The sequence below is a fragment of the Hahella sp. CCB-MM4 genome (assembly GCF_002260525.1).
Classification (GTDB): domain Bacteria; phylum Pseudomonadota; class Gammaproteobacteria; order Pseudomonadales; family Oleiphilaceae; genus Hahella.
In genome coordinates this window covers 211,243-237,060 of record NZ_MRYI01000002.1, presented here as the reverse complement: position 1 = coordinate 237,060, position 25,818 = coordinate 211,243, and the positions used below count along the sequence as shown (strand labels likewise).

The following is a 25,818-nucleotide window of genomic DNA, read 5'->3' as shown; positions in this document are numbered from 1 at the left end:
CATGGAAAAGTGGGCCCATCAATTATATGTCGCCGTATTTATCGTTCTGGTCGTCGCTCTGGGAGTCTGGAGTCTCGGCGCCTGGAGGGATTTTCAACAACCAGAGGAAATCAGTGCTATTGATGGTGGTTGGGCACAACAATATGAAAGCCACTACAACGAAGAATTTCCTGTTAAGAACTTTGGCACCAGTTTCTGGGCAGCAGTCCAGTATCTGTTGTTCTCAGAAGGCCGGGAAGGCGTCGTCGTCGGCAATGACGAATGGTTGTTCACGCAAGAGGAGTTCAAGGCTTATCCGGATTTCGCCGACCGGGTCAACAATCAATTGGAATTGATCTCCCAGGTTAAACAATACCTTGATAACCAGGGCGTTGACCTGGCGGTAGTCATCGTACCTTCGAAAGCCCGCGTGTACGCTGAGCACCTGCAAGACAGCATGCCATATGAGGGGCACAAAGACCTTTATTTCTCTGCCGTGGAAAAGCTGTTGGCGAAGGGAATTCACTCGCCATTGTTACTTCCCGGAATGATGGAAGGTAAAGACCAGGCCCGGATGTTCCTGCGCACTGATACCCACTGGACGCCAGAGGGGGCTGCAATTGCCGCCTCAGAAATTGTTCGCCAGCTGGAGCCGAAGGAAAAGAATATGGAGTGGCACACCAAGGCCTTTGAGACCGTGTCCCAGAAGCCCAGGGAGCATAAGGGCGACTTGCTGAATTACATTCCGCTGGATCCTTATTTTGCCTATCTGGGGCCTGGAACCGAGCCTCTTCTACCCAGGGAAACCTTTCCGCTTGATAGCGAAGATCAGGCAAGTGGTATGGATGACGACCTATTTGGAGAGAGTTCTGCCGAAGTCGCATTGGTTGGGACCAGCTATAGCGCCAACCCGCTTTGGAACTTTGTCGGCGCCCTTCAACAGCAGGCCGGCGTTGAGGTCATCAGTTATGCCCAGGAAGGGAAGGGGCCTGTTATTCCAATGATGGAATATCTGTTATCCGATGATTTTCTGGAGAGTCCACCCAATGTGGTGATCTGGGAATTCCCGGAGCGATATATACCCATGTCGTATGATCTGAGCGAGTACGCGCTGCCATTTACTGTGGCCGGCAACAGCTCAAATAGCTTAAACCACCAAGAAACAAATACCTTTAACCGCCAAGAAACAAATAACAGTGATTCAGGGAGAATCTTATGAGAATCCATGCAAAGTATTTTCTGTTTTTCATTTTGATGTTCGGGGGCGGAGTCGCCTCTCTGGCCCAGGCTGCCGGTGAAGGAGCTTTATACGGACCCGAGGCTCCGGCAGGATCGGCATTTATCCGTGTCTTCAATGGACAGATTAATCTTCCGGTAAAAGAAGCTTCCATTGCAGGTAAAGAGATGGGTGAAGTGGATCCGATTACCTCCAGTAAATATGTGTTTCTGGATCCAGGGGCACTGGAAGTCGACCTGGATGGCAAGAAGCATCCCGTCACTCTGGAAAAGGATTCTTACTACACGTTGATTCTGCTGGATGGTGGTGTCGTCAAGTTGGTGAAGGATGAAGCCTTTGATAACCGTCGCAAGGCGCTGGTGAGCTTCTACAACCTGACCAATGTGGATTCTCTGGACCTCAAAACCAGTAATGAAAAAACCGCCATTCTTGAATCGGTCAGTCAGCTCAACACCAAAAATCGTCAGGTCAATGCGGTCAAAATTTCTGTTGCCGCTTTCGAAGGCGACCAGAAACTGGCCGAAGCTGCCCCGATGAATCTGGAAAGAGGAAAAGTCTTCAGCCTGTTTGCCTGTGGGGATAAATCCAGTCCCAAGCTGGTATGGGTTGAAAGCCAGGTCAGCTCACAAATTTAACCAGGAGTCGAATGAGCCATGTACAGAGGTTATGAGATGTTTTCCCTGTTGCTGGCGGCATTCCTGCTGATGCTGGCAGGGAGGCCGGCAATGGCAATTGAGTATGAAGTTGAGCCTTGCTGCGATATATGTCCGGCTGCTGAGCAGTTGGAGAGTTATAACTCATCCTATCTTCGGTTGTTCAAGACACTCATAGAAGGTGAGGATGGCTGGTTGTTTCGTACCGAAGCCGAACTGCGAACTGAGTTTGGCCCGGATGATGCGGCATTGAAAGAGTTGTCCCGGTTCGCTCAGACGTTGAGAGCCAGGGGAACCGAACTGGTGATGATATATCAGCCGACTCGAGGGCTGGTACATCCGATGAAAGTCAGTGCTGAAGGTTATGATCAATTTGACTTTCAGTTGGCGGCCTCCAATTACAGAAGGGCGTTGGAACGATTCAGAAGCATCGGTCTGTACACGCCGGACCTGACGCCCCTGCTGAATCAACCTGCCGGTGAAGGGGATTTCTACTTTCGCCGGGACCACCACTGGACCCCAACCGGGGCGAGAATGACCGCAGAGCTTGTGGCGGACAGCGTTCGTCTTCATCCACTGTATCCCGATCTGAAAAAGCAGGATTTTGAGACCAAGCGTGTCGGGTTAATGCTCAAGCGGGGGAGTCTGCAGGTCGCCCATGCCACGCTGTGCAGGAACAGTTACGCTAATCAATACGTCGATGAATACATGACAGAACCCGTGGAAGAGGGGGATCTATTTTCAGAAGACGAAGAAGAAAGCGATAGCCTGTTCGGTGATGACAGTCTTCCGGAAGTCACTTTGGTGGGAACCAGTTTCAGTAAAGGTGCGGCCAACTATAACTTTGGTGGCTTTTTAAAGGAGGACCTACACCTGGATATCCTTAACGAGGCAGTCGCGGGTGGAAGTTATGACGGGACCTTGATTCAGTATCTGCCCAGTGAAGAATTTCAGCAGTCTCCACCCAGGATGATGCTCTGGGAGGTTCCCAGTTACCATGATCTCTCTACCATGCAGTTTTACCGGCAGGTGATTCCGATGGTTTATGACGGCTGTAAGAATCAACCGGCCGTATTGCAGAAAAGCATGGAAGTCAAAGCTGGGAATCAGGAAGTTCTATTCAACGGTGGTGGGGAATATCAGGACCTCCGAGGCGGCGACTACCTTGTTGACTTACAGTTCTCCGACCCGCAGCTGAAACAAACTGAATTGACTTTCTGGTATATCAATCGTCGGCATGAGCGGTTGCGTCTGGAACACGGTGATCGGGTAAACGGCCGGGGACGTTTTGTGGTTGAGCTGAAATCTGAAGAGGAATGGGCCGACTTTCGTTTCCTTTCGTTGGATCTGAATCTGCCGGATGAGGTTGAATCTGTAAATCTAACAGCCACCATGTGTCGTCGTCCGGACGACATGCGGGTGGCAGGGAAGTAGTGATATGCACCCCAGAGTTTTTCGGAATTCACGTTCGGGCTTATTGGTGTTGTCTACCTTTATTCTGGTTTCATTCGGGGGCTGTACCGCGAAAATTAACCCTGGAATGGTCAAGTCAGGCAATCTGGTAGCTCCAGCTGGGTTTATTCAAGTACAGGAAAATAGCTCCGGCCCCATAGAGTGCGCAGAGTTACCTGAACCATATACAGACTCCCTCGATATGCGCAGCAAGTATGAGGGGAGTGATAAATCGCGGGCAAACCTTAATAAGGCAGCATTAAAGGCTTACAAAAAAAGCACTGATGAGGTGCGTGAGTTTGAGAAGCGGAGCATTGATCTATCTGAAAAGCTGTTGGAAGGTCGTCCGGGAGCGGCCGTTTGTCTCACAAGACTGCTTGATGACTGGGCCCAGGCCGATGCCTTGATGAGTGAAGACGTCAACCATATTGGTGAAGCGGTCAGGAAGTGGGCGTTAGCCTGCGCAAGTCTGGCATACCTGAAGCTTGACCGGGTGGCTCACAATGAGGTGTCCGAAGAGCAGAGACAATCGATAGAAACCTGGTTATATGGCTTATCTGGCAAAGTGCGGCAGTACTACACTGATCGGCCGCTGAAGAAAGTAAATAACCACGACTACTGGGCCGGTTGGGCGGTTATGGCAACAGGCGTCGCTTTGCGGAATCAGGAGTTGTTTGATTGGGCGGTGACGAAATACCGTGAAGCGGCCGGTCAAATAGATGCTTCAGGGTATCTCCCTAATGAGTTGAGACGTCAGCAACGGGCCTTGGAATATCACAATTTTGCCCTTCAACCGTTGGTGATGATGGCGGTGTTTGCAGAAGCCAACGGCCTGCACCTTGCTGCGGAGAACCAAAATGCGTTGGAGCGGCTGGCCCGCCGGGTCGCCGATGGACTGAACAGTCCAAAATCATTTGAGTTATTAACAGGCCGGGAGCAATTGGTGGATGGATTGTTGAATCCCTGGTCCGTGGCATGGACAGAGCCATATGCCGCCACCTTTGGGCAGAGTGCTCTGAATAATATGCCCACACTCCCTTCTGAACACTTAAAGTCGTCGAGACTGGGAGGGGATCTGACCCGAATGTTTCAGCCGTCGAAAGAAAAGGCTGGTGCAGAGTCGGATTTGTAGGGCTCATAGCGTAGCTGTGAATGAGACGATGCCGTGGGAACAAGAACAATAGGATAAAACGACTATAGATCAGCACATCTATGGGCTGGCGGATAGTTACAAGATTTCAAAGGATTAAGGAGATAAACATGATTCCAGTCATACTGTCAGGTGGTAACGGTTCAAGACTTTGGCCACTGTCCCGCAAGTTATACCCTAAACAATTCCTTCCGTTGATCGGTGAGGAAACCATGTTTCAGCAAACCCTGAACCGATTGCCCGAAGAGTTGGGTGAGCCGGTGGTGGTTTGTAATGAAGAGCACCGTTTTATTGTTGCAGAACAAATGCAGCAGGTCGGATGTAAAGCTCAGGCCATTCTGTTGGAACCCTTTGGTCGTAATACAGCTCCGGCTGCAGCAATGGCGGCATTCCAGATTCTGGAGTCCGGGCATGATCAGATCATGCTGATTCTGCCGGCGGATCACCATATCAAGAATGTACCTGCCTTTCATGAAGCACTGAAGCAGGCTGCATTGGCGGCAGCGGAAGGCAAGTTGGTGCTGTTTGGCATTGAACCGGATTTACCCGAAACGGGTTACGGCTATATCCATAAAGGGGATTCTTTCAAGGATTTGGCATTCGAGGTTGAGGCATTCGTAGAGAAGCCCGACGAAGACACTGCCCGTGAATACCTGGCAAGCGGCCAGTATCTGTGGAATAGCGGCATGTTTGTGATGAGTGCAGAACGCTATCTTCAGGAATTGAAGCAGTATGAGCCGGATATTTACGATACCTGTCAGTTGGCATTCAACAACTGCCATGTGGATATGGACTTTAAACGTCTGCCGGCAGAAAGCTTTACCCACTGTCCCGATAACTCGATTGACTATGCCGTCATGGAACATACCCGGGATGCTGTGACTGTTCCACTGAATGCGGAATGGAGTGATGTCGGTGCATGGTCAGCCATGTGGAACGTGCATGAAAAAGACGAGTCGGATAATGCTTTGCATGGCGATGTGATGACTCAGGATGCCAAGGGATGTTTTGTCAGGGGGCATGACAAGTTGGTCACATTGCTGGGAGTTGAGGACCTGGTGGTCGTCGATACTCAGGATGCGGTTATGGTCGCGCATCGGGATAAGGTGCAGGACGTTAAGAAGCTGGTCAACCGGCTGGACGGCGCACAGAGAACGGAAACGATAGTGCACCGTGAGGTCTTCCGCCCCTGGGGGAGCTACGATTCCGTGGATCTCGGCCCTCGTTTCCAGGTAAAACGCATTAAAGTGAAACCTGGTGCGAGCCTGTCTCTCCAGAAGCATCACCATCGTGCTGAGCACTGGATTGTGGTTCAGGGAACCGCGAGAGTGACCTGTGGAGAGAGAGAGTTCCTGCTTTCTGAAAACCAATCCACGTATATTCCGATTGGTGAAGTGCATCGTCTGGTGAACCCGGGTAAGATTATGCTCGAAATTATTGAGGTTCAATCAGGTAGTTATCTGGGTGAGGATGACATTGTCCGTCTTCAGGATAATTATGGTCGGTCCGGAGATCACGGTAGGTCCGGTGACAACCAAAACAGCCAGGAACAATCTGCAAGCGCGGATGAGCAAAGTTCAGCGGGAACAGTCTCTGCCTGATAACATCTGATCTGGAACAGCTCCGGGCGTGGCCCGGAGCCCCTGGGCACATTATCAAAGTTAGGAGTCCATATTGATGGATTTAAGCGGTTTTAAAGCTTATGACATTCGGGGCAAAGTACCCGAACAACTCAATCCGGAAATCGTTGAGCGTATCGGCCGCGCCTACGTCCAGGTCACCGGTGCCAGGAAGGTGGTGGTTGGATATGATATTCGCCTGTCCAGCCCTGAATTGGCCGAAGCCTTGCGTAAAGGCCTGATGGCTGCGGGGGCGGATGTCTACGATATTGGATTATGTGGGACTGAACTGGTTTATTTCGCTACTTTCCATTTCGAAATGGATGGCGGAATCATGGTCACTGCCAGCCATAATCCTCAGGATTACAACGGCATGAAACTGGTCTCCAAGGGATCCCGTCCGGTAAGTTCAGATACTGGATTGAATGAAATCAAGGATCTGGTTCCAGGAGACTTTACGGATGCGGAAGTACCAGGAAAACTTCATCAGCTAGATGCTCAGCCTGACTATATCCAGCATTTGATGGGATACATCAATGTTGAAGAATTGAAGCCGCTGAAAATTGTAGTTAACGCCGGTAATGGTGGTGCTGGTCTGATTGTTGATCAGCTCGAAGGTAAATTGCCGTTTGAATTCATCAAAGTTCACCATGAACCAGACGGTTCATTCCCTCATGGGGTCCCCAACCCTCTGCTGGTCGAAAACCGTGAGAGTACCCGACAGGCACTGCTGGAGCACGGCGCGGATTTGGGGGTGGCATGGGACGGTGATTACGACCGTTGTTTCCTGTTTGACGAAACCGGCCGCTTCATTGAAGGCTATTATATTGTCGGACTGCTGGCGGAATTGTTCCTTAAGCGGGAGGCCGGTGCCAAGATCATCCATGATCCCCGATTGACATGGAACACCATCGATATGGTGAATGATGGTGGCGGTACACCAGTGCAGAGCAAGACCGGACATGCCTTTATCAAGCAAATCATGCGTGAGCAGGACGCCATATATGGCGGAGAAATGAGTGCGCACCACTATTTCCGGGATTTCGCGTACTGTGATTCCGGCATGATTCCCTGGTTGATGGTATCTAACCTGATGTCAGTTACCGGAAAAACTCTCTCCAGCCTGATCGATGAACGGATGGCGAAATATCCTGCCAGTGGTGAAATCAATCGCAAACTCGAAGATGCAGGTAAGGTACTGAAAACCATCGAAGCCGAGTATACCCCTGGCGCGGTGTCCGTAAACTTTGTCGATGGCTTGAGTGTTGAGTATGCCGATTGGCGTTTTAACCTGAGGATGTCCAACACCGAACCACTGGTTCGATTGAATGTTGAGTCCAAAGGCGATCAAGCGCTGATGGAAGCCAAGACCAAAGAATTACTGGAGCGGATAGACAGTATCTAATCCAGCTGAAAAGTAAAAAAGGGCGATCCATGGGTCGCCCTTTTTTATTGGTATTCTTTTTTGTACTGTCTTTTTTGTACTGTATAAGCCACCGCCGCTGGTGGTCTTCATGGGTTGATCCTGGCTATTTGGGAGAGCGCTTCCAGTCGATGCGAGTCACTTTTCCTCCAACAAACTCAAGGATATAGATCACGTCCCCGGATTGTTCGTAGATCCATCGCTCGATCTTATGCTCCCGCTGACGGTCTCCAACCAGTGTATAGCCGACGATACTGGTGTAGTCCGGTTTCCCGCACTTGTGATAAACCTCATACTCAAGGTCCTGGGGTTTAATAATATCCGTGCCGCATCTCATGCCCCATGACAATGACGGGAGTAACCCCAGCGTCAATATCAGGAGGCTGCGCTTACCAATTGATGTGATAGCCATGCCTGTCCTATTGCAAAAAACCAAATCAGATACAGAGAGGCTATCAATAGGTAGATGAACAGACGCTGAATTGTATTGGCTTGCCGGGTATCCGCACTCTCGATCCAACGGATGTAAAGATTGGCAGAGAAGCCGGAGATCACCAGAAAGCTTGCGGTGATGGGAATCAGCCACAGAATAGGGGCCGGGGGCTCTCCATTTTCCGTGAATTGACCAAATATCACCATTGAGCCAATCAGGACTACCAGGGCGATAAACTCCACGGTCAAAATAAGTTTTCGATAAGGCGTTAACTGCATCATTTCAGTTTCCGGGTGATAAAAAGATCAGATGTTCATACTTATTCTGGTCGTCAGTCTAACTGACAAACTCAGCGGATTATATGCGGAAAACCGGTGACGCTGAACGAAGGGAATTATCCGGGGGAGAAATCTGCCCCTCTGCTTTTGGCGTCGGGGAATGTTCGGGCCTTGTGAGCCTGAACTCAGATGCTGCGGTAACAGCGGCGCGCATTATACCCATTGGTTTGCGAATGTTCCACCCGCCTGCCTTTGATGACGGAGGTTGGTCCCTGGGATATTGATAAATAAGATAAATTCCGATTGGAAATATCAGACCTTACCACTTAAAGTGCTCTTCACATTCATAGCTTGGTTCAGACCTATCATGATTACCTATTTTTATTGGGCGGTGATTTTTCTTGTTGCCATCTCTCTGCTGTTCCTCTTCGGTAAAGCAGATAAATGGAAGTTCGGATTTATCGGAACGATTATTGTCTTATTGATCGGTTGGGGGGCCTACTACTTTCACTTTGAACAGATTTTCGTCAAGCGATATGGTGGTGTGATGTCCATTTCTGTGCCTAAAGGTCAGCATCATATTGCCGCCACGTGGAAAGACGACAACCTTTGGGTGGAAAATTATGATCCCGCCACCAACACCTGTCACTTCAATGAGTATTCCAAAGGCGCTCTGTTACAGGGCAAAGTCTCGATCAAAAACTGTAACCCTTTGATGCCCCCATCGCCTGAATCAGTGACGCCGGCGCCGGTAGAGCAGCAGGTTGATACCTCGCCCGAGGTTTCCGGCCAGTAATGACACGGCGGGGATGACCTCCGTCAAATGTCGGTGTGGCCTGCTTTTTATTTCCGCGGCAATGCCGTTATAATGCGCCACTACAAAATTTATAGCTGGTGATGAGGTAGTGTGGTGAAGACGACTCTGAAAGTGTTGTTAAGCGTTGCGGCGCTATTTGTTGCAGGGACTGTATGGTCCTTGACCCCGGCCGAGCAAAAGATTGCAGATCGTATTAAGCCGGTAGGTCAGGTCTGTGTTGACGGACAGGAATGTGAAGGTGCCCAGGCGGTAGCCTCTGCTGCAGTTTCCAGCGGTCCACGCTCTGGCGAGGAAGTATATAAAGGCAAGTGCTTTGCCTGTCATGATACCGGTGCAGCCGGTGCTCCAACGGTGGGTAATGCCGAATTGTGGGCGCCACGCATCGAACAGGGTGTGGATACTCTGATCAGTCATGCAATCAGTGGTATTCGTGGTATGCCCGCTCGTGGAACCTGTGCTGATTGTAGCGATGAGGAAATCGCAGCGACCGTTGAGTATATGGTAGGTCGTAGTCAGTAGTATTGGCTCTCATATAGGTAATATTGACGCCCTATATATCTATATATAAAGAAAAGCCGCGATTATTCGCGGCTTTTTTGTTGGTGTCGTCCCGTCCTAAATAACGCTGTTAGTTACATGGACCCATCTTCGGCAAGGTCCCTGAACAGGGCGTCCAGTGTGGCCCTTCCCTTTGCTTTATTGCGCTCTGGGCTCTGGTGGCCTACTCCCTCCCAGATCACATCTTCCTGGGGCAGTTCATCCAGAAAGCGGCTGGTGGTGGTCTCGATTTTTTCTCCAAACTGTTTTCGCTCTGCGCAGAACGTCATACATAAAGTACTTCTCGCACGGGTGATGCCGACATACATCAGTCGGCGCTCTTCTTCGATCTGGTTGGTTTCAATGCTGTTTCGGTGGGGAAGAATATCCTCTTCCAATCCCATAATGAAAACATGGGGGAACTCAAGTCCTTTGGAAGCATGCAGTGTCAGAAGGTGGACTTTGTCCTCGTCCTCTTCCTCTGCCTGTTGTTCCATCATATCCCGCAGAAGCAGTTTGGCTATAACGTCTTTCAGCGTGAGCTGTTCTTCATCCAGAGGATCGTACTCCAGCATCCGGGCTACCTGATCAATCAGTAACCACACATTCCCCATACGCCGCTCAGCCTGCTGGGGAGAAGTGCTGTTCTGTAGCAACCACTCTTCATAGTCGACCTGGGTAAACAGTTGCTTGAGTGCCGGGATCGGATCTTCGTCCTCACAGCGGCTCGTCGTGTGCAGAATGATATTGGCAAATTCCCGCAGATGCTGGAGTGCCCGGTCACGCATGACCTCTTCCAGACCCACCTCATTGATGGCACTGAACAGACTGATCTTGCGCTGATGTGCGTAATTGGAAAGCGTCTCCAGCGTTGCCGGACCAATTTCCCGTCGGGGGACATTCACGACCCGCAGGAAAGCGCTGTCGTCGTCGGGATTGGCGATCAAGCGCAGGTAAGATAGCGCATCCTTGACTTCGTTACGGGAAAAGAATGACGTGCCGCCACTGATCCGGTAAGGGATCTGGTTGGCCTGCAGCTTGATTTCCAGCAACCTGGACTGGTGATTGCCACGGTACAAAATTGCGCAGTCTTTAAAATCAACCCGCTTTTGCAGACGTAGCGCCAGGATTTCTGAGGCGATCCGCTCGGACTCTGCTTCCTCGTTGCGTACCTGAATCAGGCGAATTTCTTCGCCCATGCCAAAGTCACTCCATAGGGATTTTTCAAAGACGTGAGGGTTGTTGGCGATCAGGGTGTTCGCAGCTTTCAGAATACGGGCCGTAGACCGGTAGTTCTGTTCAAGCTTGACCAACTTCAGTGACGGAAAATCCTGCTGCAACCGGGCTAGGTTCTCAGGACGGGCTCCCCTCCAGGCATAAATGGATTGGTCGTCATCTCCTACGACAGTTAAAGCTTGTCTTTCAATCACTAACTGCCGGACGAGTTCATATTGGCTCAGGTTGGTGTCTTGATATTCATCCACCAATAGATAGCGAATTCTCTGTCGCCACTTCTGCAGAATTTGCGGTTGGTCCCTGAACAGGAGAACCGGCAACAGAATCAGGTCATCAAAATCAACGGCGTTATAGGCCTTCAGATACTGGTTATAGTGCTGGTAGACCCTGGCGGCGGTAAGCTCGTCCTGTGTAATTGCCTGGCGAATAGCCGCTTCAGGAGTCAGCATGTCGTTTTTCCAGGCGGAGAACTGAGCCTGCAATTGGTCAACATCCTCGATAGCGTCGGCAAACTCCTTGAAAATCAGATCCCGAATAATGGTTCGGGCATCTTGCTCGTCAAAAATGGAAAAGCCGGGTCGGTAGCCTAAAGCTTCATGTTCAATGCGGATGATGTTCATTCCCAGGTTATGGAATGTGGAAACGGTCAGTCCCCTGGCAGCTGGGCCGGAGACCAACTGGGTAACCCGTTCCTTCATCTCCCGTGCGGCTTTGTTGGTAAAAGTCACCGCTGCAATATGTTTGGCCTTCAGGCCGCATTCCTTAATGAGATAGGCGATTTTTCGGGTGATAACACTGGTCTTACCGCTGCCGGCACCTGCCAGTACGAGTAGTGGACCATCAATGTAATGCACGGCTTCGCGTTGCCTGGGATTCAGCTGAGCCAAAGTACAACCTGTCAGATATCAGAACGGGAAAAGAAAGAAAAACCTGTTTGGCCAGGAGTGTAGTATGATGACTCCTGAGGAAAGCGGCATTTTATCAGAGAAATTGACGAGAGTTTCATTGGGATTATTTATCGTTAGTTCATAATGATTATCCCAATGTAATAGAATCACCCCGTTTCAACGTGACCATCTATACTGTATAGCATCCACGTGTTTATTTAGATTACGGTTAACATCTCCCCGCCACCGGGATGGAGTCTGTTATGTTACGGAAGTCTAAGGCTTCTGCATTTTCCGGTTCACGACCAGGGCAGCCCTCAGGACGCCTGTCTGTGTTGTTACTGGTCAGGCAACATACGGACCTGTTGTGGATACGTAACCTGCTGGCCGGGCAGGAAGAAATGCGCCTGTATTGGTGCAACAGTGTGCCCATGATGATGGATGTCATGCGTCGTAGACAATATGACATGGTCTTATGGGAAGAACATTTGTTTGAGTCGGATCAGGCAAGCTTTCTCCGAATGATTGCTGAGTACGCTCAAGCACCGGTCATTGCTCTGGGGTCTTCCAGAGATGAATCCCATGTCCGCAAAATCATCATGAAGGGCGCTTCAGATTATCTCTGCAAGAATGAACTTACCCCAGGATTGCTTATCCGGACGATTCGCCGGGCCCGGTATCGGGAACTGGCTCGGTCCGGCAGTCAGTTGCGCGAGCAGATGGACTCTCTGACCGGCATTCTTGATCGAAATTTATTTTATGATCGCCTGCACCAGGCGATGCTGCGTGCACAGAGAGGGAATAAACAGGTCGGTCTGTTGTTTCTTAACATCGATCATTTCCGCACAGTGAATCAGGCTCTCGGGTATAAGAGCGGAGATCTGCTGATCAAAATGGTTGCCGCCCGTGTTCGGCAGGTGTTGAGACAGTGTGATGGACTGGCTCGCGTTGGCGGCGACGAATTTGCGGTGATCCTGGAGGATGTGGAGGAAGAGTTCAGTCTATCTGCGGTAGCGGATAAGCTGATTGAGGTTTTTTCCAAGCCGTTCCAGGTTTCCCATCGGGACGTTGAGCTCAATATATCAATGGGCCTGGCGAGCTACCCGGAAGAGGGGAGAAGTGTCGATGTGTTGCTGCAACATGCTAATCAGGCGATGTTTGATGCCAAGAAAGAACCTGGCAGCACCTACCGGTTTTTTGATGAAGCCCGCAATCGGGATCTGAAGCGTCGCCTGGAACTGGAAGCGGATCTTCGTCAGGCAATTCGTGGAAATCAATTAGAGGTCTACTACCAGCCTAAGATTGAAGTGAGCAGCGGTCGGATTATCGGAATGGAAGCATTGGTTCGATGGCCGCACCCGAAGTTCGGTATGCTAGCGCCGCAGACTTTTATTCCCATGGCTGAGCAGAGCAGCCTGATTATCCCGATGGGATATTGGGTGTTGCAACAGACCTGTCGGGATCTCGCAGAATTGCAGCAGCGCGGATTTGATCAACTGCAGTGTTCGGTCAATCTATCCTTCCGCCAGTTTCATGACCGCAAATTGTCAGAAACGGTTTTCCGAATTATTTATAACGCAGAAATTGATACCACCGGATTTGAATTCGAGTTGACAGAATCGGCGGTGATGTATGACCGGGAGTACACAGTGAAGTGCCTGAAGGAGCTGGCCCATATGGGGGTTAGTTTTGCCCTGGATGATTTTGGTACAGGCTATTCCTCGTTCAGCAATTTGCGATCATTACCCATTTCCAGTGTGAAAATAGATAAATCTTTCATCGAACGATTGCCAGCCAGCTCCCAGGACCAGACGCTTGTGGCGGGGATGATATCCCTGGCGCACAATCTTTCCATGCAGGTGGTGGCCGAAGGTGTGGAAACGCCTGAACAATTGGAGTTTCTGCGTCGGCATCATTGTGACTTCGCGCAAGGATATTTGATTGCCAGGCCAATGACCTTTACAGAATTTAGTGATTTTCTGGTGCATGGACGTGTGGTTACCTCTGAAGCCCGGCCCAGTGCCGGCTGATATTCTCCTGCCTGGATCAGTGTTTTCCCTCAATTGTCGCTTTCAAGTCTTCTGCTTTATGTCTGCATCGATATAATGGCTGCCTTCGGCGCAATTTAATCCCTGTCGCCACTATGGTCTCGGCGGCTATTTTTCGCCCTGGCCACTGAATTTAGCCATACAGGCTATTGAAAAAAGCAGACAGTGGATCAATTGATATAACAGCCCCTGGCGCACCATTCTGCCGGGAAGTACTCAAAAGGTTTTGAATGGATAAAATATTTAACACCATTGCCAATGAACTGAATGCAGCCTCTTCTCAAGTGAAGGCCGCAGTGGAATTGCTTGATGAAGGCGCTACGGTCCCCTTTATTTCCCGTTACCGTAAAGAGGTAACCGGCGGGCTGGATGACACTCAACTTCGTCATCTGGAAGAGCGTCTTCGCTACCTGCGTGAACTTGAGGAGCGCCGACAGTCTATCCTGGGCAGTATTGATGAGCAGGGGAAACTGACGGCAGAACTGAAGAAATCAATTCTGGAAGCCGATACCAAAAACCGGTTGGAAGATTTGTATCTTCCCTACAAACCCAAGCGTCGAACCAAAGCACAGATTGCCCGTGAAGCGGGGATTGAGCCACTGGCAGACGCCCTCTATGAAAATCCCTCCCTTGATCCAGAAGCATCTGCACAGGATTACCTCAACGCAGACGCCGGCTTCGCTGATACAAAAGCTGTATTGGAAGGGGCTCGTCACATCCTGATGGAGCGTTTTGCGGAAGATGCGGAATTGATCGGTCGCCTGCGGGAACATCTGTGGGGCCAGGGGTTGCTGAAGGTTTCGGTTGTCGAAGGTAAGGAACAGGAAGGTGCCAAGTTCAAGGACTATTTCGACTATCAGGAGCCGGTGAAGGATGTGCCTTCTCACCGTGCGCTTGCGGTATTTCGTGGCCGTACCGCTGGAATTCTCAACGTGGCACTGGGAGTTCCCGATGAACCCGAATCACGTCTTGAGCCTCACCCATGCGAAAACATGATCGCGGCACATTGTCATATCAAGGATCAGGGTCGAGCGGCTGATACATGGCTGAAAGAAGTGGTTCGCTGGACCTGGCGAGTAAAACTGCTCACCCAGATTGAAACGGATTTATTTGGCAAGCTGCGGGAAGCTGCGGAAGAAGAAGCGATTCAGGTGTTCGCCCGCAATCTCAAGGATTTGTTATTGGCTGCCCCGGCCGGGCCTCGTGCCACTATGGGACTGGACCCCGGTTTGCGAACGGGTGTGAAAGTCGCTGTCGTGGACAGCACCGGTAAAATGCTCGATCACGCTACCATTTATCCGCATGCTCCACAAAATCAATGGCAGCAGGCGATCGCTGTGCTGGGGGCTCTGTGCCAGAAACACCAGGTGCAGTTAATCAGTATCGGAAACGGTACGGCGTCCAGGGAAACAGACAAGCTGGTAGGCGATCTGATGAAGGCGGCTCCGGCATTGAAGCTGACCAAGATCATGGTGAATGAGGCGGGAGCGTCGGTATATTCCGCGTCAGAATTTGCGGCTCGTGAATTCCCTGATCTGGATGTCACCATCCGGGGAGCGGTTTCCATAGCCCGTCGATTACAGGATCCGTTGGCCGAGCTGGTTAAGATTGAGCCGAAGTCTATCGGTGTTGGTCAGTATCAGCATGATGTCAGCCAGACCCGATTGGCCAGAGCACTCGACGCTGTAGTCGAGGATTGTGTAAACGCGGTGGGAGTGGATGTTAATACGGCGTCATCCGCACTGTTGGCACGTGTTGCCGGTCTGAACTCCACTTTGGCCAGTAATATTGTCAGCTACCGGGATAGCAATGGCGCCTTCAAAACCCGGAAAGAGCTTACCAAAGTTGCCCGTCTGGGAGACAAAACCTTTGAACAGGCTGCAGGATTTCTGCGTGTCATGCAGGGTAGCAACCCGTTGGATGCTTCCGCGGTTCACCCTGAGGCCTATGGGGTGGTCGCACGTATTGCGGATAAGCAATCCCGCGATATTGGCTCCATCATAGGAGACTCAGCATTTTTGAAAGCCCTCAAAGCTGAAGAGTACGTTGACGATCACTTCGGTGTTCCGACGGTCCGGGATATTATACGGGAGCTGGATAAGCCAGGGCGCGATCCCCGGCCGGAGTTCACCTTTGCCCAATATCAGGAAGGGGTTGAGGATATTAAGGATCTGAAGCCCGGCATGGTGCTGGAAGGTGCCGTGACCAACGTGGCGAACTTTGGTGCTTTTGTTGATATCGGAGTTCACCAGGATGGGTTGGTGCATATCTCTGCGCTGTCCAACAAGTTTGTGAAAGATCCCAGGGAAGTGGTGAAGACTGGCGACATCGTCAAAGTCAAAGTCATGGAAGTGGATATCCCTCGCAAGCGGATTGGTCTGAGCATGAGACTGGACGACGAATTGCCTGCGGCTTCAGACAATGGTGCGGCAAAAGCTTCCAGACCTCAGAAGACGCAATCGGGAGGCAAGGGAAGAGGCCGATCCGATGCTGACGGCATGGGGTCCTTTGGTGCATTATTAATGCAGGCGCAAAAAAACAAGACGTCCAAGACGTCGTAAAACGAAGTTTTATCAGTAGGATTCTTTGGAGTCCGGATGAAACTTTTAATGCAGGAGCATAGTCTCAGTCTGACCGGGTGAAATTCCCGGTTTCAGGGACATGGTTTTGCTACTGGCCACGCGGGAGATCCAGGTTCACCGGGTGGCCACACTATATTCAGAGGTAACATATGAGCCAACGCCTCAGCCAGAGATTGGATAACCTGCTACAACGTCAGCCGGATGCATTGCGGGATATTCACAGGGGGGTCGAGAAGGAAGGACTGCGAGCAGACTCTGAAGGTCGAATATCGCAGACAGATCATCCACAGGCATTGGGGTCCACGTTGACCCATCCGAGTATTACCACGGATTACTCTGAAGCGTTGCTGGAGCTGATTACACCTGTTGAAAACAGCATCGACAACATGCTGACAGACCTGCGGGATACACATAAATTCGTGCAGGCAAACCTGCCGGATGGTGAAGTATTCTGGGCTGGGAGCATGCCGTGTCGGCTGGAGGGAGACCCCAGTATACGTATAGCGGAATACGGCAGCTCCAACGTTGGGACGATCAAGCATGTGTACCGAAAAGGATTGTCATATCGGTATGGCCGCATTATGCAGAGTATCGCCGGCGTACACTTCAATTTTTCGATGGGGGATACCTTCTGGGAGGCCCTTCACCAGCTTGAGGATGGGGACCAATCCCTGCAGGACTTCAAGTCTGATACCTATTTCAGTCTGATCAGGAATTTCAGGCGTTGGTCGTGGCTGCTGATGTATCTGTTCGGTGCCTCTCCGGTATTGGATAAAAGTTTTCTCAATGGACGCCAACACCAGTTGGAGGAGATGGGGCCGGATACCCTGGGACTTCCCTATGCCACTTCTCTGCGAATGAGCGGTCTTGGATATCAGAACAATGCTCAGTCGTCGCTGAAAATCTGCTTTAATCACCTTAATACTTATCTCAGTACTTTATTTGAAGCCACCCACGTTCCTTATCCGGATTATGAAAAAATCGGAATCAGGGTCGATGGAGAATACCGACAGCTGAATACCAATCTCCTGCAGATTGAGAATGAATACTATAACTCTATTCGTCCCAAGCGTGTGGCAGCGAGTGGAGAGAAGCCAATCCAGGCACTTCAGCGCCGGGGAGTGGAATATATTGAGGTCCGTTGTCTGGACTTGAATCCGTTTTCACCTATTGGTATCGAAACCGAAAAAGCCCACTTTCTTGATGTGTTTCTTCTGACTTGCTTACTTGATGAAAGCCCCATGATCACTGATGAAGAATGTGGTTTGATCGAGCAGAACTTTGCCGCAACCGTTGAACGCGGACGTGACCCTCAGTGCTATCTGACCCGGATTGAAAATAAGGACAGCCGATCCGACTATCGGCAAGTCTTGTTGCGCGACTGGGGATACGAATTGCTGGAAAAGATGGAAAAAGTCGCCGAACTCATGGTTGAGAGCCATGGCGATGAGCGTTACAAGGAAGCGCTGAAGCATGCCCATGCCACGCTGACGGATAGTCACTTAACGCCATCTGCGAAACTCCTGACGGCGATGGGGCGTGGAAGAAAAGGATATGCAGACTGGATTCTGGATATGTCACAACGCCACCATCAGCAACTTCTGGATGAGGCGCTAACACCGGAGCAAATGCAACAGGCTCAGCGCTTGTCCGAGCAATCCTGGCTTGATGAACGGGCTTTAAGGGAGGCTGATTCACAATCGTTTGAAGACTATTTGCGCCAGTACCTGACTTATTCGTAAACCAGCTCACAATTCACACTATTTCACAGCTTTGAGATTGTGAGCGGTTGAAGGAACATGATAGGTTGTTTTTTGTTGATAAAAAAAATTACAAACCGATAAACGAATTTACAGTTTTGTGAACTGTAAGACCGGAATAGGTATTTTTACGAATCCTCGTTCTGAGCGATATCGGCCTAAGTTTAAGCAGTGAAGTTGTTGCAGTGACGCCTACCTGGTGTACCTGATCTCTTTGTTGCTGCGCTTATTAAACGACTACAACCACATGGAAAAAACAGGGTAAATCCCGGGGACTGTCGCCATGGCGAACGATCTTTCCTTGAACTGGAATCTGGAGACTCTCAACAAGGCCTATCAGCAGGGATACATGGCCGGAGTGTTGGGAATGGACAGGGTAAAATGTCCTTATCGCGGTGATGTGGCGATTGCTGCCTGGGAAGCGGGCTGGGAGGACGGTCAGCAGATCGGCGGAACGGTACAGTCCATCCCAAGAACTGCCTAGATATCTACTTTTCCTGCCATGGGCCGCTAATAGGTTAAGCGGCCTTGATGTCTTTCTGAGAGAAGAGGAAGACCCTCGCTTTTACCTCTGCACCACAAAGTTGGTGAACAGAAGGTCTTCGACCATTGGGTTACCTTCTTCTTCCTGCAAAATATTTTTCAGTGTCTCTAAAGCCTCCAGGCGAAGCTTCTCCCGCCCTTGATTATTACCCATGATTTCTTCGGTCTGCTTACTGAACAGCAGGACAATGGCATTACGCAGTGCCGGCATGTGATGTTCCACGCCTTCTGCAGCAGCCCGGGAGTTTACCCTTAATGAGATATCCACTTTGGCATAGCTGAGCTTGGGGGAGGGGGGACCATAATTCAATACGAAGGAAGGTGTCATCTCGATATATTGAATCAGCTCCGGCTCACCTTCCTCTGCTGCGGAGTGCAGGGTAAACAACAGCATGATTACCAGCATCATGGTCGATGGAAGGTAGGTTCTGAATTGCATAAGGCAGGAGTCCCAGTACAGATTAAATTTCATTAATTCGAGCCTAGACAAGCACTTGCGCTACGTCAAATGGATTGTTTGCGTTCATATGATGGCCTATCCTGTTCGTCCTTACGGGGATTGTGGGTCAGCCCTGAATCATTATAGCGAGCAGGAGATATTATGCCCGGGTGGTTAACTAATCGAATGATATACGGTCTGGCGTTTGCCGTCATTGCCGGTCTGATGGGGTTTGCATTTTACCTCCAGTATGTTGAAGGGCTGGAGCCGTGCCCTCTATGTATGGCGCAGAGAATAGCCTTTGTTACTCTGGGTCTGGTGTTTCTGATCGCGTTTCTCCATGGCCCCGAAAAGGTGGGTACCATCATTTATACCTCATTGGGTGGACTGGTGGCATTGGCTGGTCTGTCACTCGCTATCCGGCAGTTATGGTTACAGAGCCTTCCTGAAGACCAGGTCCCTGCATGTGGTCCCGGGTTGGAATATATGTTGGAAGTGTTCCCCATGAGTGAAGTGATCACCATGATGCTCAAGGGAACAGGTGAATGTGCAGAAGTGCAATGGACCTTCCTTGGTGTGAGTATTCCAGGATGGACGGCACTGGCGTTTGTTGGATTTATTGCAGTTTTGCTTTTTACCTTTATGCGCAAACAAGGCAATGCCTGACAAACGTGTCAGTTTGAGGTAAGCGCTGTACTGGTATGAGGTAAACATTGCCGAAACTAAAAATTCTGCAAAAGCTTGGCCGGTTTTAGTGCCAATATGTGTTGCGGCCTTGTTTCAGGAACGCGTGTTCGCGTATAGTGGAATCCACTGATTCGTCAGTAATATTGTTGTAAGCCCACTAGGTTTAGAGTGAAGCCAGGGTCGGCAGTTTACCAGGCGGCCACCCCAGGTTTCTGGTGCTGGATAACCTGGTTTCATACTTAAAATGTTTTTGTGGGCTGGTGTCAAAGTAGTGGCTGTTTGTTTTCGTATTGCCACGTTCACACAAAAAAATAACGTCAGTAGAGCTAGGTCTGGAAAGGTGAGGTCATGCTAGATAACTGCCAGAGCGCAAAAGAAAAATGGGGTGGAGTCAGCGAGATTATCGATCGTTGGCTGCGCGAACGTCAGGATTTGATAGTTCGCTATTGTGATTTGATTGGCAGAGGGGATTTTGATGACTGCGAAGTTGCCGTCACCACTTTTCGTCAGTTTTGTCAGGTGCTTTTGGACTATGTGTCCGCTGGCCACTTCGAAGTATACGAACAACTGATTGAGGAAGCGCACGAATTCAACGACGGTGGCATTGAGCTGGCTCACAAGTTGTACCCAGAAATTCAACGCACCACCGAAGCGTCACTCGATTTTAATGATAAGTTTGATAAAACTCCGGAAGAGCTTGAAGAAATCAACGCCATGCTGCCTGAGTTGTCCAAATTGGGTGAGAAGCTGGAAGAACGGTTTGAGTTGGAAGATATGTTGATCGCCAAACTACATACCGCCCACGCCGATCAGGTTGCCTGAATCAAAGTCTTCTGAATCAGTAATGCCGCTTGAATTAATAATCTTGCTTGAATCAATATAGCAAGATCCCATGTTTCCCACGATGGCCTGCGAGATATCTGTTTCGCTGGTCTCGATGGGATTAGTGGCCCTCCCGCCTTTTGTTGCCTGCTTGGCATTGTTATGATCAGTCTTAACATAACTTATTCTTTTTTATCCTGATATTTGGTCTTATAAGGTCTGTTGGCTAAACTACACTAAGTGCTCAAGTCCAGTTTCCTGAGCTGAACCCTGTAACCTCACCGCTATGGATAAATTGTAAAAGTGACTCTCCTATTGTCTACGGCTCGTATTTTCAGAACGCGAACTGCTGTGGCCTTGTCTATTATCCTGTCGTTATTTTCTCTTACCGGTTGCGAAGCTCCCGGACCTGATAAAACGTTTGAGGTTGCTGTCCAGGGAGTGTTGAGTGCAGGAATAGCGGGTGACGCTTCTTATACAGTGATTGGTTCCATTCAGCATGGCGGCAGTCTCTGGGACGTTAATCGCTCGGAGCGTCTATATAACTGGAATCGCAAGGCAGGAGAATATACCTCTTTTCGTGCGGCAGATATTTCGGCTTCCGGTCGTGTGGCTATTACTGCTGAGGATACCAATCTGCTGGTATGGGATGTGAGTAGCGGCAGGTCGCTGAATTTCTGGCGTGCTCCGTCAAAAGTGATCTCAGTGGCCATCGGGCCGGATGGTCGTTATGCCTTGTTGGGAATGCAGAATAATCAGGCGGCCTATTTTGATATTGAGCGCGGGACAGTGTTATACGAATTTCAGCATGAAGCGGAAGTTCACGGAGTTTCGTTGAGTGAAAATGGATTGCTGGCCCTGACCGGCTCGGATGATCAAACTGCCAGACTGTGGCGGGTTGAAGATGGCGCTCCCCTGCATACCTTTACTCATGCAAACCAGGTAAGAACCGTTGCCCTGGCGGTGGATGGCAGTATGGCATTTACTTCGGCGCAGAGAGAAGATGCTGTAGTTTGGGATACAACCAGCGGAGATGCGCTGACCAAGCTGGATTACCGCTACGAAAACTTCACCAGCGCCCGCTTTTCGCCAGACAACAAGCAGTTGGTTCTGGGAACTTTCCGCGGTGATATTTATCTTGTCAGCACGTCTGATGGGACAGAGTTAGCACACTGGAAGGCAAAGTCTCGCAGCCAATGGGGTCCTGGCAGCAGTGGGGCAATCCTTGCCGTTGCTTTTACAGGGGATAAGAAAATTGTGGCAGTATCCTCCGATGGATTACTGCAAACCTTCAGCCGCTGATTTATCCCCATAATAACTCCCTTAGCCTAGCGGATGACGATGTTCTGGGCTCCTTTGACTATTGCGTCCGGGTCGGGTCTGGCAGGTATGCTGATACCTTTTTGAGCTGCTGACCTGTCCCCAATGGCCTCCAGCCAGCGTGTAAGGTTGGGGAGATCGTCGACACTGACGCCGGACCATTTGTGGGTTCTGACCCATGCCCAGTTCGCCATATCAGCAATGCTGTAGTCGTCTGCCAGATACTCGTGTTTGGCTAGGTGATTGTCGAGGACAGTGAACAGACGCTTGACCTCATGGTGATAGCGATCAATGGCCGGTTGAATCTTCTCCGGAAAATACCGATAGAACACATTGGCCTGTCCCATCATTGGGCCAATGCCTCCCATTTGAAACATCAGCCATTGGATCACCCGGGAGCGACGTTTGGCGTCCTGGGGATAAAATTTCCCAGTCTTCTCGCCCAGATAAATCAGAATAGCGCCGGACTCGAAGACCACAAAGTCATCGTTGTCCCGATCCACAATCGAGGGGATTCGGCCATTGGGATTGAGCTCCAGATACTCTGGCGTTTTTTGTTCCCCCTTGCTGAGATTGACGGGTATCACCCGATAGGGCAGTGCCATTTCCTCAAGGGCAATGCTGATTTTGTGTCCGTTGGGGGTGGGGGATGTGTATAGGTCGATCATGTATTTTCCCTTGGATTGATTTTCTTGAAGGCACAGTGCTTATGCTGAGTAGCTCGGACGGCTTCTCATTTGCTCCAGCCATCGCTGTAAATTCTTTTGCTCGGGTTGAACTCTCAGGTTGTTCACTTTGGAAAACTCCAATGCACAGAGTGTGGTGATATCAGCAATACTGTAATAATCACCGGTCATAAATTCGTTGTTCTCGAAGTGGCGTTCAAGGACGCTGAAAAACTTCTCAGCACGACTGCGGCACAGTTGTCCCCACTCAGGAATCTGTTGTTTCAGGCCTTTAAAATAGTCAGTGGTATGCTGGAAGCACATTCCGGTAGGAAGGAAAAAATAGAATTCACTGCGGCGGTTCCACATCTCGACCAGGGCTTTCTCTTCAGGAGTGCGACCGAATAACGCCGGTTCAGGTTGGATTTCTTCGAAGTAACGACAGATAGCGACGGTTTCGGAAAGATGGTGGCCATTGTCAAACTCAAGAACGGGGACAAGGCTGAAGGGATTTTTTTCTTTGAATTCCGGGGTATGGTGCTCAGCCTTCAGCAGATTGATTTCCACGTATTCCATGTCAATGCCTTTTTCTGCCAGGAAGATCCTGACCCGGCGAGGATTTGGGGCAACTCGGGTTTCATATATTTTCATTATTTTGTATCCCACTTTTTTGACTGATTGGTTAGAAATATGGAATTTATATAATTTATATAAACGATCAGTCAAGAAAAGGTTATAATCTGACCACCAAAAATGATGTGCTCGTTTATTGATCAGAAGCGATTCAATTGAGGAGTTTGAATGGGGCGTTCCATTTCATTCGATCCACAGGAAAAACTGTATCTCGCCATGAAGCTATTTTGGGAGAACGGTTATGAAGCAACTTCCATGCAGCAGCTGGTGGAGACATTGGGTATAAACAGGTTTTCGCTGTACAACTGCTACGGGGATAAGGAAGCACTGTTTCACCTGGCTCTGGATCACTATTCCAATACTGTGATCCGTCGCTTGATTGACCCCCTGCTGCAGGAAAATGCCGATATCACAGGATTAATCGGCTATCTTCAGTTGCTGCAAGGGGCCATGGCAGGTAAAGGTGGTCGTTGGGGATGTTTTGTTCAGAATGCGGGAATTGAAAGAGGTTTGCATGATGAGCGAACTCAAAAGCGGGTAGATGAATGGTACCAGCAGCTGGAAGCCCTGATCCGCAATGCATTGCAGAGAACCGGAGAAGCCGGTCAGCTGCGTGGCGGAATTCAGCCTGACCATGCGGCCCGCTATATTGTGACTGTTCTGCAGGGAATTATCGCCATGCGTCGGTCCAGTTCCGATCCCCAACGCTACGATAGTACGTTGGATTTTCTGATATCAGAGATACAGGATTGGATGGTGAGGTGGTAGAGATTTTCAGTGAATATTGAGTAGGGTTACCCTACAGAATCAAGCCTGTGTGAAGACGGCTGTTAGATTCAGCCAATATTCAGTTTACAATGGTTAAAGTTTCTCCAACCGATGCAAAAGGAGAATCGTCAATGAAAGCAATTAAACTTACCGCACTTGCTGTTTCGCTTTGTCTTTCTGTGCCAGCAATGGCGCATCATAAGCCAGGCCACACTCAAGGCCCCAAGGGTCCTCATAAAGCCGTTACTTATGCGAACGTTGTGGACGTAGAGCCAATTACCAGGACTCGTGAACAGCGTACACCCATTGAGAACTGCTGGACTGAGCAGGTTCGTCATGAAGAACATGTTCCCGGTAATGACCAAAACTATACCGGTACTATCCTTGGTGGAGTTATTGGTGGGGCTGTCGGTAACGCCGTTGGCCATAAAAAACGGAACAAGCAAGTTGGAACTGCTGTTGGTGCATTGCTTGGGGCCGCTATTGGTCATGATGTAAGCCAGCGTAATAGCAGCAATGGTTACACGAACGTTTACTACACAAACGAGCGCCAGTGCGACACCACCTACGATGTTTCATACTATGATGAGACAGTGGGATATTGGGTAACTTACCAGTATGATGGGCAAGAGTTCCGGACACGTATGGATCATGCGCCTGGTGATCGGATCCGTATTCGGGTCACGGTTGAACCTTACTAATTCAATAAACGATATCCAGATTTATGGTTAACAGACACCTTGTGATTGCCGGAATACTGATCGCTGCAATTTTCAGCACTTCAGTATTCTCTGCTCCCCGAGGGAGTGATTCCGGCAGGTTTAAACTGTGGGGAGATGCTGCGCATCAACCTATCCACACGAGAGAGCGACACCTGTTGGCAGATAACGGGGAAGGAATCTCAGCCGGTGAAGCCGCCAGAATGGTTCAGCGTCGTACCGGAGGAAAAGTTTTGCGTGTTGAGACACAGGGTGAGTTCTATAAGGTCCGGGTATTGCTGCCAAATGGTGTTGTAAAAACCTTTACGGTCAACAAAACAACTGGTGGGATGGGCTGATCTGCCAGTAACGTCCATGGGGGCGTTTCCCGGTGATCTATCTCAGAAAAATGAGATATTGGGGCACCCGATGGAATCCAATGTTGAATGGGAAAAGAATGCATGAGAATCCTGTTGGTTGAAGATGAAGCTCTGTTACGAGGCCAGTTATTGGAAGAGCTTAATCGAAAAGGATATGCCGTCGATACGGCAGAGGACGGCGAAGAGGCAACGTATTTAGGCATGGAGACCGCATACGACCTCGCAATTGTGGATATTGGATTGCCAAAGAAAGATGGTTTGGCTGTAGTGAAAGACTGGCGCGAAAAAGGACGCTCTTTTCCTATTTTGATTCTTACGGCACGGGGACATTGGCAGGATAAAGTCAACGGCCTGGAAGTAGGCGCTGATGATTACCTGGTCAAGCCGTTTCATCTGGCGGAGTTGCTGGCAAGAATGAGTGCGTTGCTGCGAAGAGCTTCCGGATTTACCAGTGCTGTGATTGAAGCAGGCCCCATTGTTCTGGATACCGCCGCAAAATCAGTTCAAGTGAATGGCAGTCCTCTTGAACTGACTGCCTATGAATATAATACGTTGGAATATTTGATACATAGAGCAGGGCAGGCCGTCTCCAAAACAGACCTGACCGAACATTTATATGCCCAGGACTATGACCGGGACAGCAATGTGATAGAAGTTTTTATCGGGCGCTTGCGTAAAAAACTCGACCCAGAAGGTGTTTTGCGCCCCATTTCCACTCTAAGGGGGCAGGGATACCGGTTTGAATTGCCGGTTAACAAATCCGGTAGCTAGT

The 25,818-nt window shown here is 49.9% G+C and carries 25 protein-coding genes; 19 read left to right on the top strand and 6 right to left on the bottom strand.

What is annotated here, in order from left to right; translation table 11 throughout:
• The first annotated feature begins 1 nt into the window (after position 1).
• The 6 genes from BTA51_RS04645 to BTA51_RS04620 all read left to right on the top strand — a co-directional run bounded on the left by BTA51_RS04645 (position 2) and on the right by BTA51_RS04620 (position 7,495).
• Positions 2-1,198 carry an alginate O-acetyltransferase gene (locus BTA51_RS04645; protein ID WP_094706253.1) on the top strand — a complete coding sequence of 399 codons (1,197 nt, stop codon included), beginning with the start codon at positions 2-4 and terminating at the stop codon, positions 1,196-1,198.
• Positions 1,195-1,851, top strand: a complete 657-nt coding sequence (locus BTA51_RS04640) for an alginate O-acetyltransferase AlgF (protein WP_094706252.1) — start codon at positions 1,195-1,197, stop codon at positions 1,849-1,851. Before BTA51_RS04645 ends, BTA51_RS04640 begins: the two co-directional genes overlap by 4 nt.
• Before the next feature lie 18 nt (positions 1,852-1,869).
• A complete protein-coding gene (locus BTA51_RS04635) occupies positions 1,870-3,303 on the top strand; it encodes an alginate biosynthesis protein AlgX (RefSeq protein ID WP_094706251.1) in 1,434 nt (477 codons plus the stop codon).
• Positions 3,304-3,307: 4 nt separating this feature from the next.
• Positions 3,308-4,453, top strand: coding sequence for a mannuronate-specific alginate lyase (locus BTA51_RS04630; RefSeq protein WP_094706250.1), 1,146 nt, complete (start codon positions 3,308-3,310; stop codon positions 4,451-4,453).
• A gap of 128 nt (positions 4,454-4,581) precedes the next feature.
• Entirely contained in the window at positions 4,582-6,072 is a 1,491-nt protein-coding gene (locus BTA51_RS04625; protein ID WP_094706249.1) for a mannose-1-phosphate guanylyltransferase/mannose-6-phosphate isomerase, read from the top strand.
• Positions 6,073-6,148: 76 nt separating this feature from the next.
• Complete coding sequence (locus tag BTA51_RS04620; protein ID WP_094706248.1) at positions 6,149-7,495, top strand: phosphomannomutase; 1,347 nt, start codon at positions 6,149-6,151, stop codon at positions 7,493-7,495.
• A 124-nt stretch (positions 7,496-7,619) separates the two neighbouring features.
• Here BTA51_RS04620 and BTA51_RS04615 read toward each other — a convergent pair whose 3' ends face one another.
• Positions 7,620-7,925, bottom strand: coding sequence for a DUF2845 domain-containing protein (locus BTA51_RS04615; RefSeq protein WP_246840925.1), 306 nt, complete (start codon positions 7,923-7,925; stop codon positions 7,620-7,622).
• Complete coding sequence (locus BTA51_RS04610) at positions 7,889-8,227, bottom strand: hypothetical protein (RefSeq protein WP_094706246.1); 339 nt, start codon at positions 8,225-8,227, stop codon at positions 7,889-7,891. The genes BTA51_RS04615 and BTA51_RS04610 overlap by 37 nt, the downstream gene beginning before the upstream one ends.
• Positions 8,228-8,591: 364 nt before the next feature.
• On the opposite strand from BTA51_RS04610, the gene BTA51_RS04600 reads away from it, so the two are divergent.
• A complete protein-coding gene (locus tag BTA51_RS04600) occupies positions 8,592-9,020 on the top strand; it encodes a hypothetical protein (protein ID WP_246840924.1) in 429 nt (142 codons plus the stop codon).
• A 111-nt stretch (positions 9,021-9,131) separates the two neighbouring features.
• Positions 9,132-9,560 (top strand): cytochrome c5 family protein, encoded by a 429-nt coding sequence (locus tag BTA51_RS04595; protein ID WP_305794048.1) that lies wholly within the window; start codon positions 9,132-9,134, stop codon positions 9,558-9,560.
• 113 nt (positions 9,561-9,673) lie between these two features.
• Here BTA51_RS04595 and rep read toward each other — a convergent pair whose 3' ends face one another.
• The gene (gene rep / locus BTA51_RS04590; protein WP_094706243.1) at positions 9,674-11,701 is read right to left on the bottom strand and encodes a DNA helicase Rep; all 2,028 of its coding nucleotides are present in this window, start codon (positions 11,699-11,701) and stop codon (positions 9,674-9,676) included.
• Positions 11,702-11,964: 263 nt separating this feature from the next.
• Here rep and BTA51_RS04585 point away from each other — a divergent pair, with 263 nt between their 5' ends.
• The 4 genes from BTA51_RS04585 to rmf all read left to right on the top strand — a co-directional run bounded on the left by BTA51_RS04585 (position 11,965) and on the right by rmf (position 18,575).
• Positions 11,965-13,731: a bifunctional diguanylate cyclase/phosphodiesterase gene (locus BTA51_RS04585; protein ID WP_094706242.1), complete on the top strand. Its 1,767-nt coding sequence runs from the start codon at positions 11,965-11,967 to the stop codon at positions 13,729-13,731.
• A 248-nt stretch (positions 13,732-13,979) separates the two neighbouring features.
• Positions 13,980-16,310, top strand: coding sequence for a Tex family protein (locus tag BTA51_RS04580; protein ID WP_094706241.1), 2,331 nt, complete (start codon positions 13,980-13,982; stop codon positions 16,308-16,310).
• Positions 16,311-16,480: 170 nt separating this feature from the next.
• Complete coding sequence (gene gshA / locus BTA51_RS04575; RefSeq protein WP_094706240.1) at positions 16,481-18,073, top strand: glutamate--cysteine ligase; 1,593 nt, start codon at positions 16,481-16,483, stop codon at positions 18,071-18,073.
• 301 nt (positions 18,074-18,374) lie between these two features.
• On the top strand, positions 18,375-18,575 hold the full coding sequence (gene rmf / locus BTA51_RS04570) for a ribosome modulation factor (RefSeq protein WP_094706239.1): 201 nt from the start codon (positions 18,375-18,377) through the stop codon (positions 18,573-18,575).
• Positions 18,576-18,656: 81 nt separating this feature from the next.
• Here rmf and BTA51_RS04565 read toward each other — a convergent pair whose 3' ends face one another.
• A complete protein-coding gene (locus BTA51_RS04565) occupies positions 18,657-19,106 on the bottom strand; it encodes a flagellar basal body-associated protein FliL (RefSeq protein ID WP_246840923.1) in 450 nt (149 codons plus the stop codon).
• A gap of 129 nt (positions 19,107-19,235) precedes the next feature.
• On the opposite strand from BTA51_RS04565, the gene BTA51_RS04560 reads away from it, so the two are divergent.
• The 3 genes from BTA51_RS04560 to BTA51_RS04550 all read left to right on the top strand — a co-directional run bounded on the left by BTA51_RS04560 (position 19,236) and on the right by BTA51_RS04550 (position 21,884).
• Positions 19,236-19,739 (top strand): disulfide bond formation protein B, encoded by a 504-nt coding sequence (locus BTA51_RS04560; protein WP_168188055.1) that lies wholly within the window; start codon positions 19,236-19,238, stop codon positions 19,737-19,739.
• Positions 19,740-20,108: 369 nt separating this feature from the next.
• Positions 20,109-20,582, top strand: a complete 474-nt coding sequence (rsd, locus tag BTA51_RS04555; RefSeq protein WP_094706237.1) for a sigma D regulator — start codon at positions 20,109-20,111, stop codon at positions 20,580-20,582.
• Between the two features lie 351 nt (positions 20,583-20,933).
• On the top strand, positions 20,934-21,884 hold the full coding sequence (locus BTA51_RS04550; RefSeq protein ID WP_246840922.1) for a WD40 repeat domain-containing protein: 951 nt from the start codon (positions 20,934-20,936) through the stop codon (positions 21,882-21,884).
• A 26-nt stretch (positions 21,885-21,910) separates the two neighbouring features.
• On the opposite strand, the gene BTA51_RS04545 is transcribed toward BTA51_RS04550, so the two are convergent.
• Positions 21,911-22,570: a glutathione S-transferase family protein gene (locus tag BTA51_RS04545; RefSeq protein ID WP_094706235.1), complete on the bottom strand. Its 660-nt coding sequence runs from the start codon at positions 22,568-22,570 to the stop codon at positions 21,911-21,913.
• 39 nt (positions 22,571-22,609) lie between these two features.
• Positions 22,610-23,218, bottom strand: coding sequence for a glutathione S-transferase family protein (locus BTA51_RS04540; protein WP_094706234.1), 609 nt, complete (start codon positions 23,216-23,218; stop codon positions 22,610-22,612).
• A gap of 150 nt (positions 23,219-23,368) precedes the next feature.
• Between BTA51_RS04540 and BTA51_RS04535 the strand changes: the two genes are divergently transcribed.
• The 4 genes from BTA51_RS04535 (at position 23,369) to BTA51_RS04520 (ending at position 25,817) form a co-directional block, all read left to right on the top strand.
• Complete coding sequence (locus BTA51_RS04535) at positions 23,369-23,968, top strand: TetR/AcrR family transcriptional regulator (protein ID WP_094706233.1); 600 nt, start codon at positions 23,369-23,371, stop codon at positions 23,966-23,968.
• A 188-nt stretch (positions 23,969-24,156) separates the two neighbouring features.
• Positions 24,157-24,669: a glycine zipper 2TM domain-containing protein gene (locus BTA51_RS04530; RefSeq protein WP_246840921.1), complete on the top strand. Its 513-nt coding sequence runs from the start codon at positions 24,157-24,159 to the stop codon at positions 24,667-24,669.
• Between the two features lie 23 nt (positions 24,670-24,692).
• Complete coding sequence (locus tag BTA51_RS04525; protein ID WP_094706231.1) at positions 24,693-25,025, top strand: PepSY domain-containing protein; 333 nt, start codon at positions 24,693-24,695, stop codon at positions 25,023-25,025.
• 102 nt (positions 25,026-25,127) lie between these two features.
• On the top strand, positions 25,128-25,817 hold the full coding sequence (locus BTA51_RS04520; RefSeq protein WP_094706715.1) for a response regulator transcription factor: 690 nt from the start codon (positions 25,128-25,130) through the stop codon (positions 25,815-25,817).
• The last annotated feature ends 1 nt before the right edge of the window (position 25,818 follow it).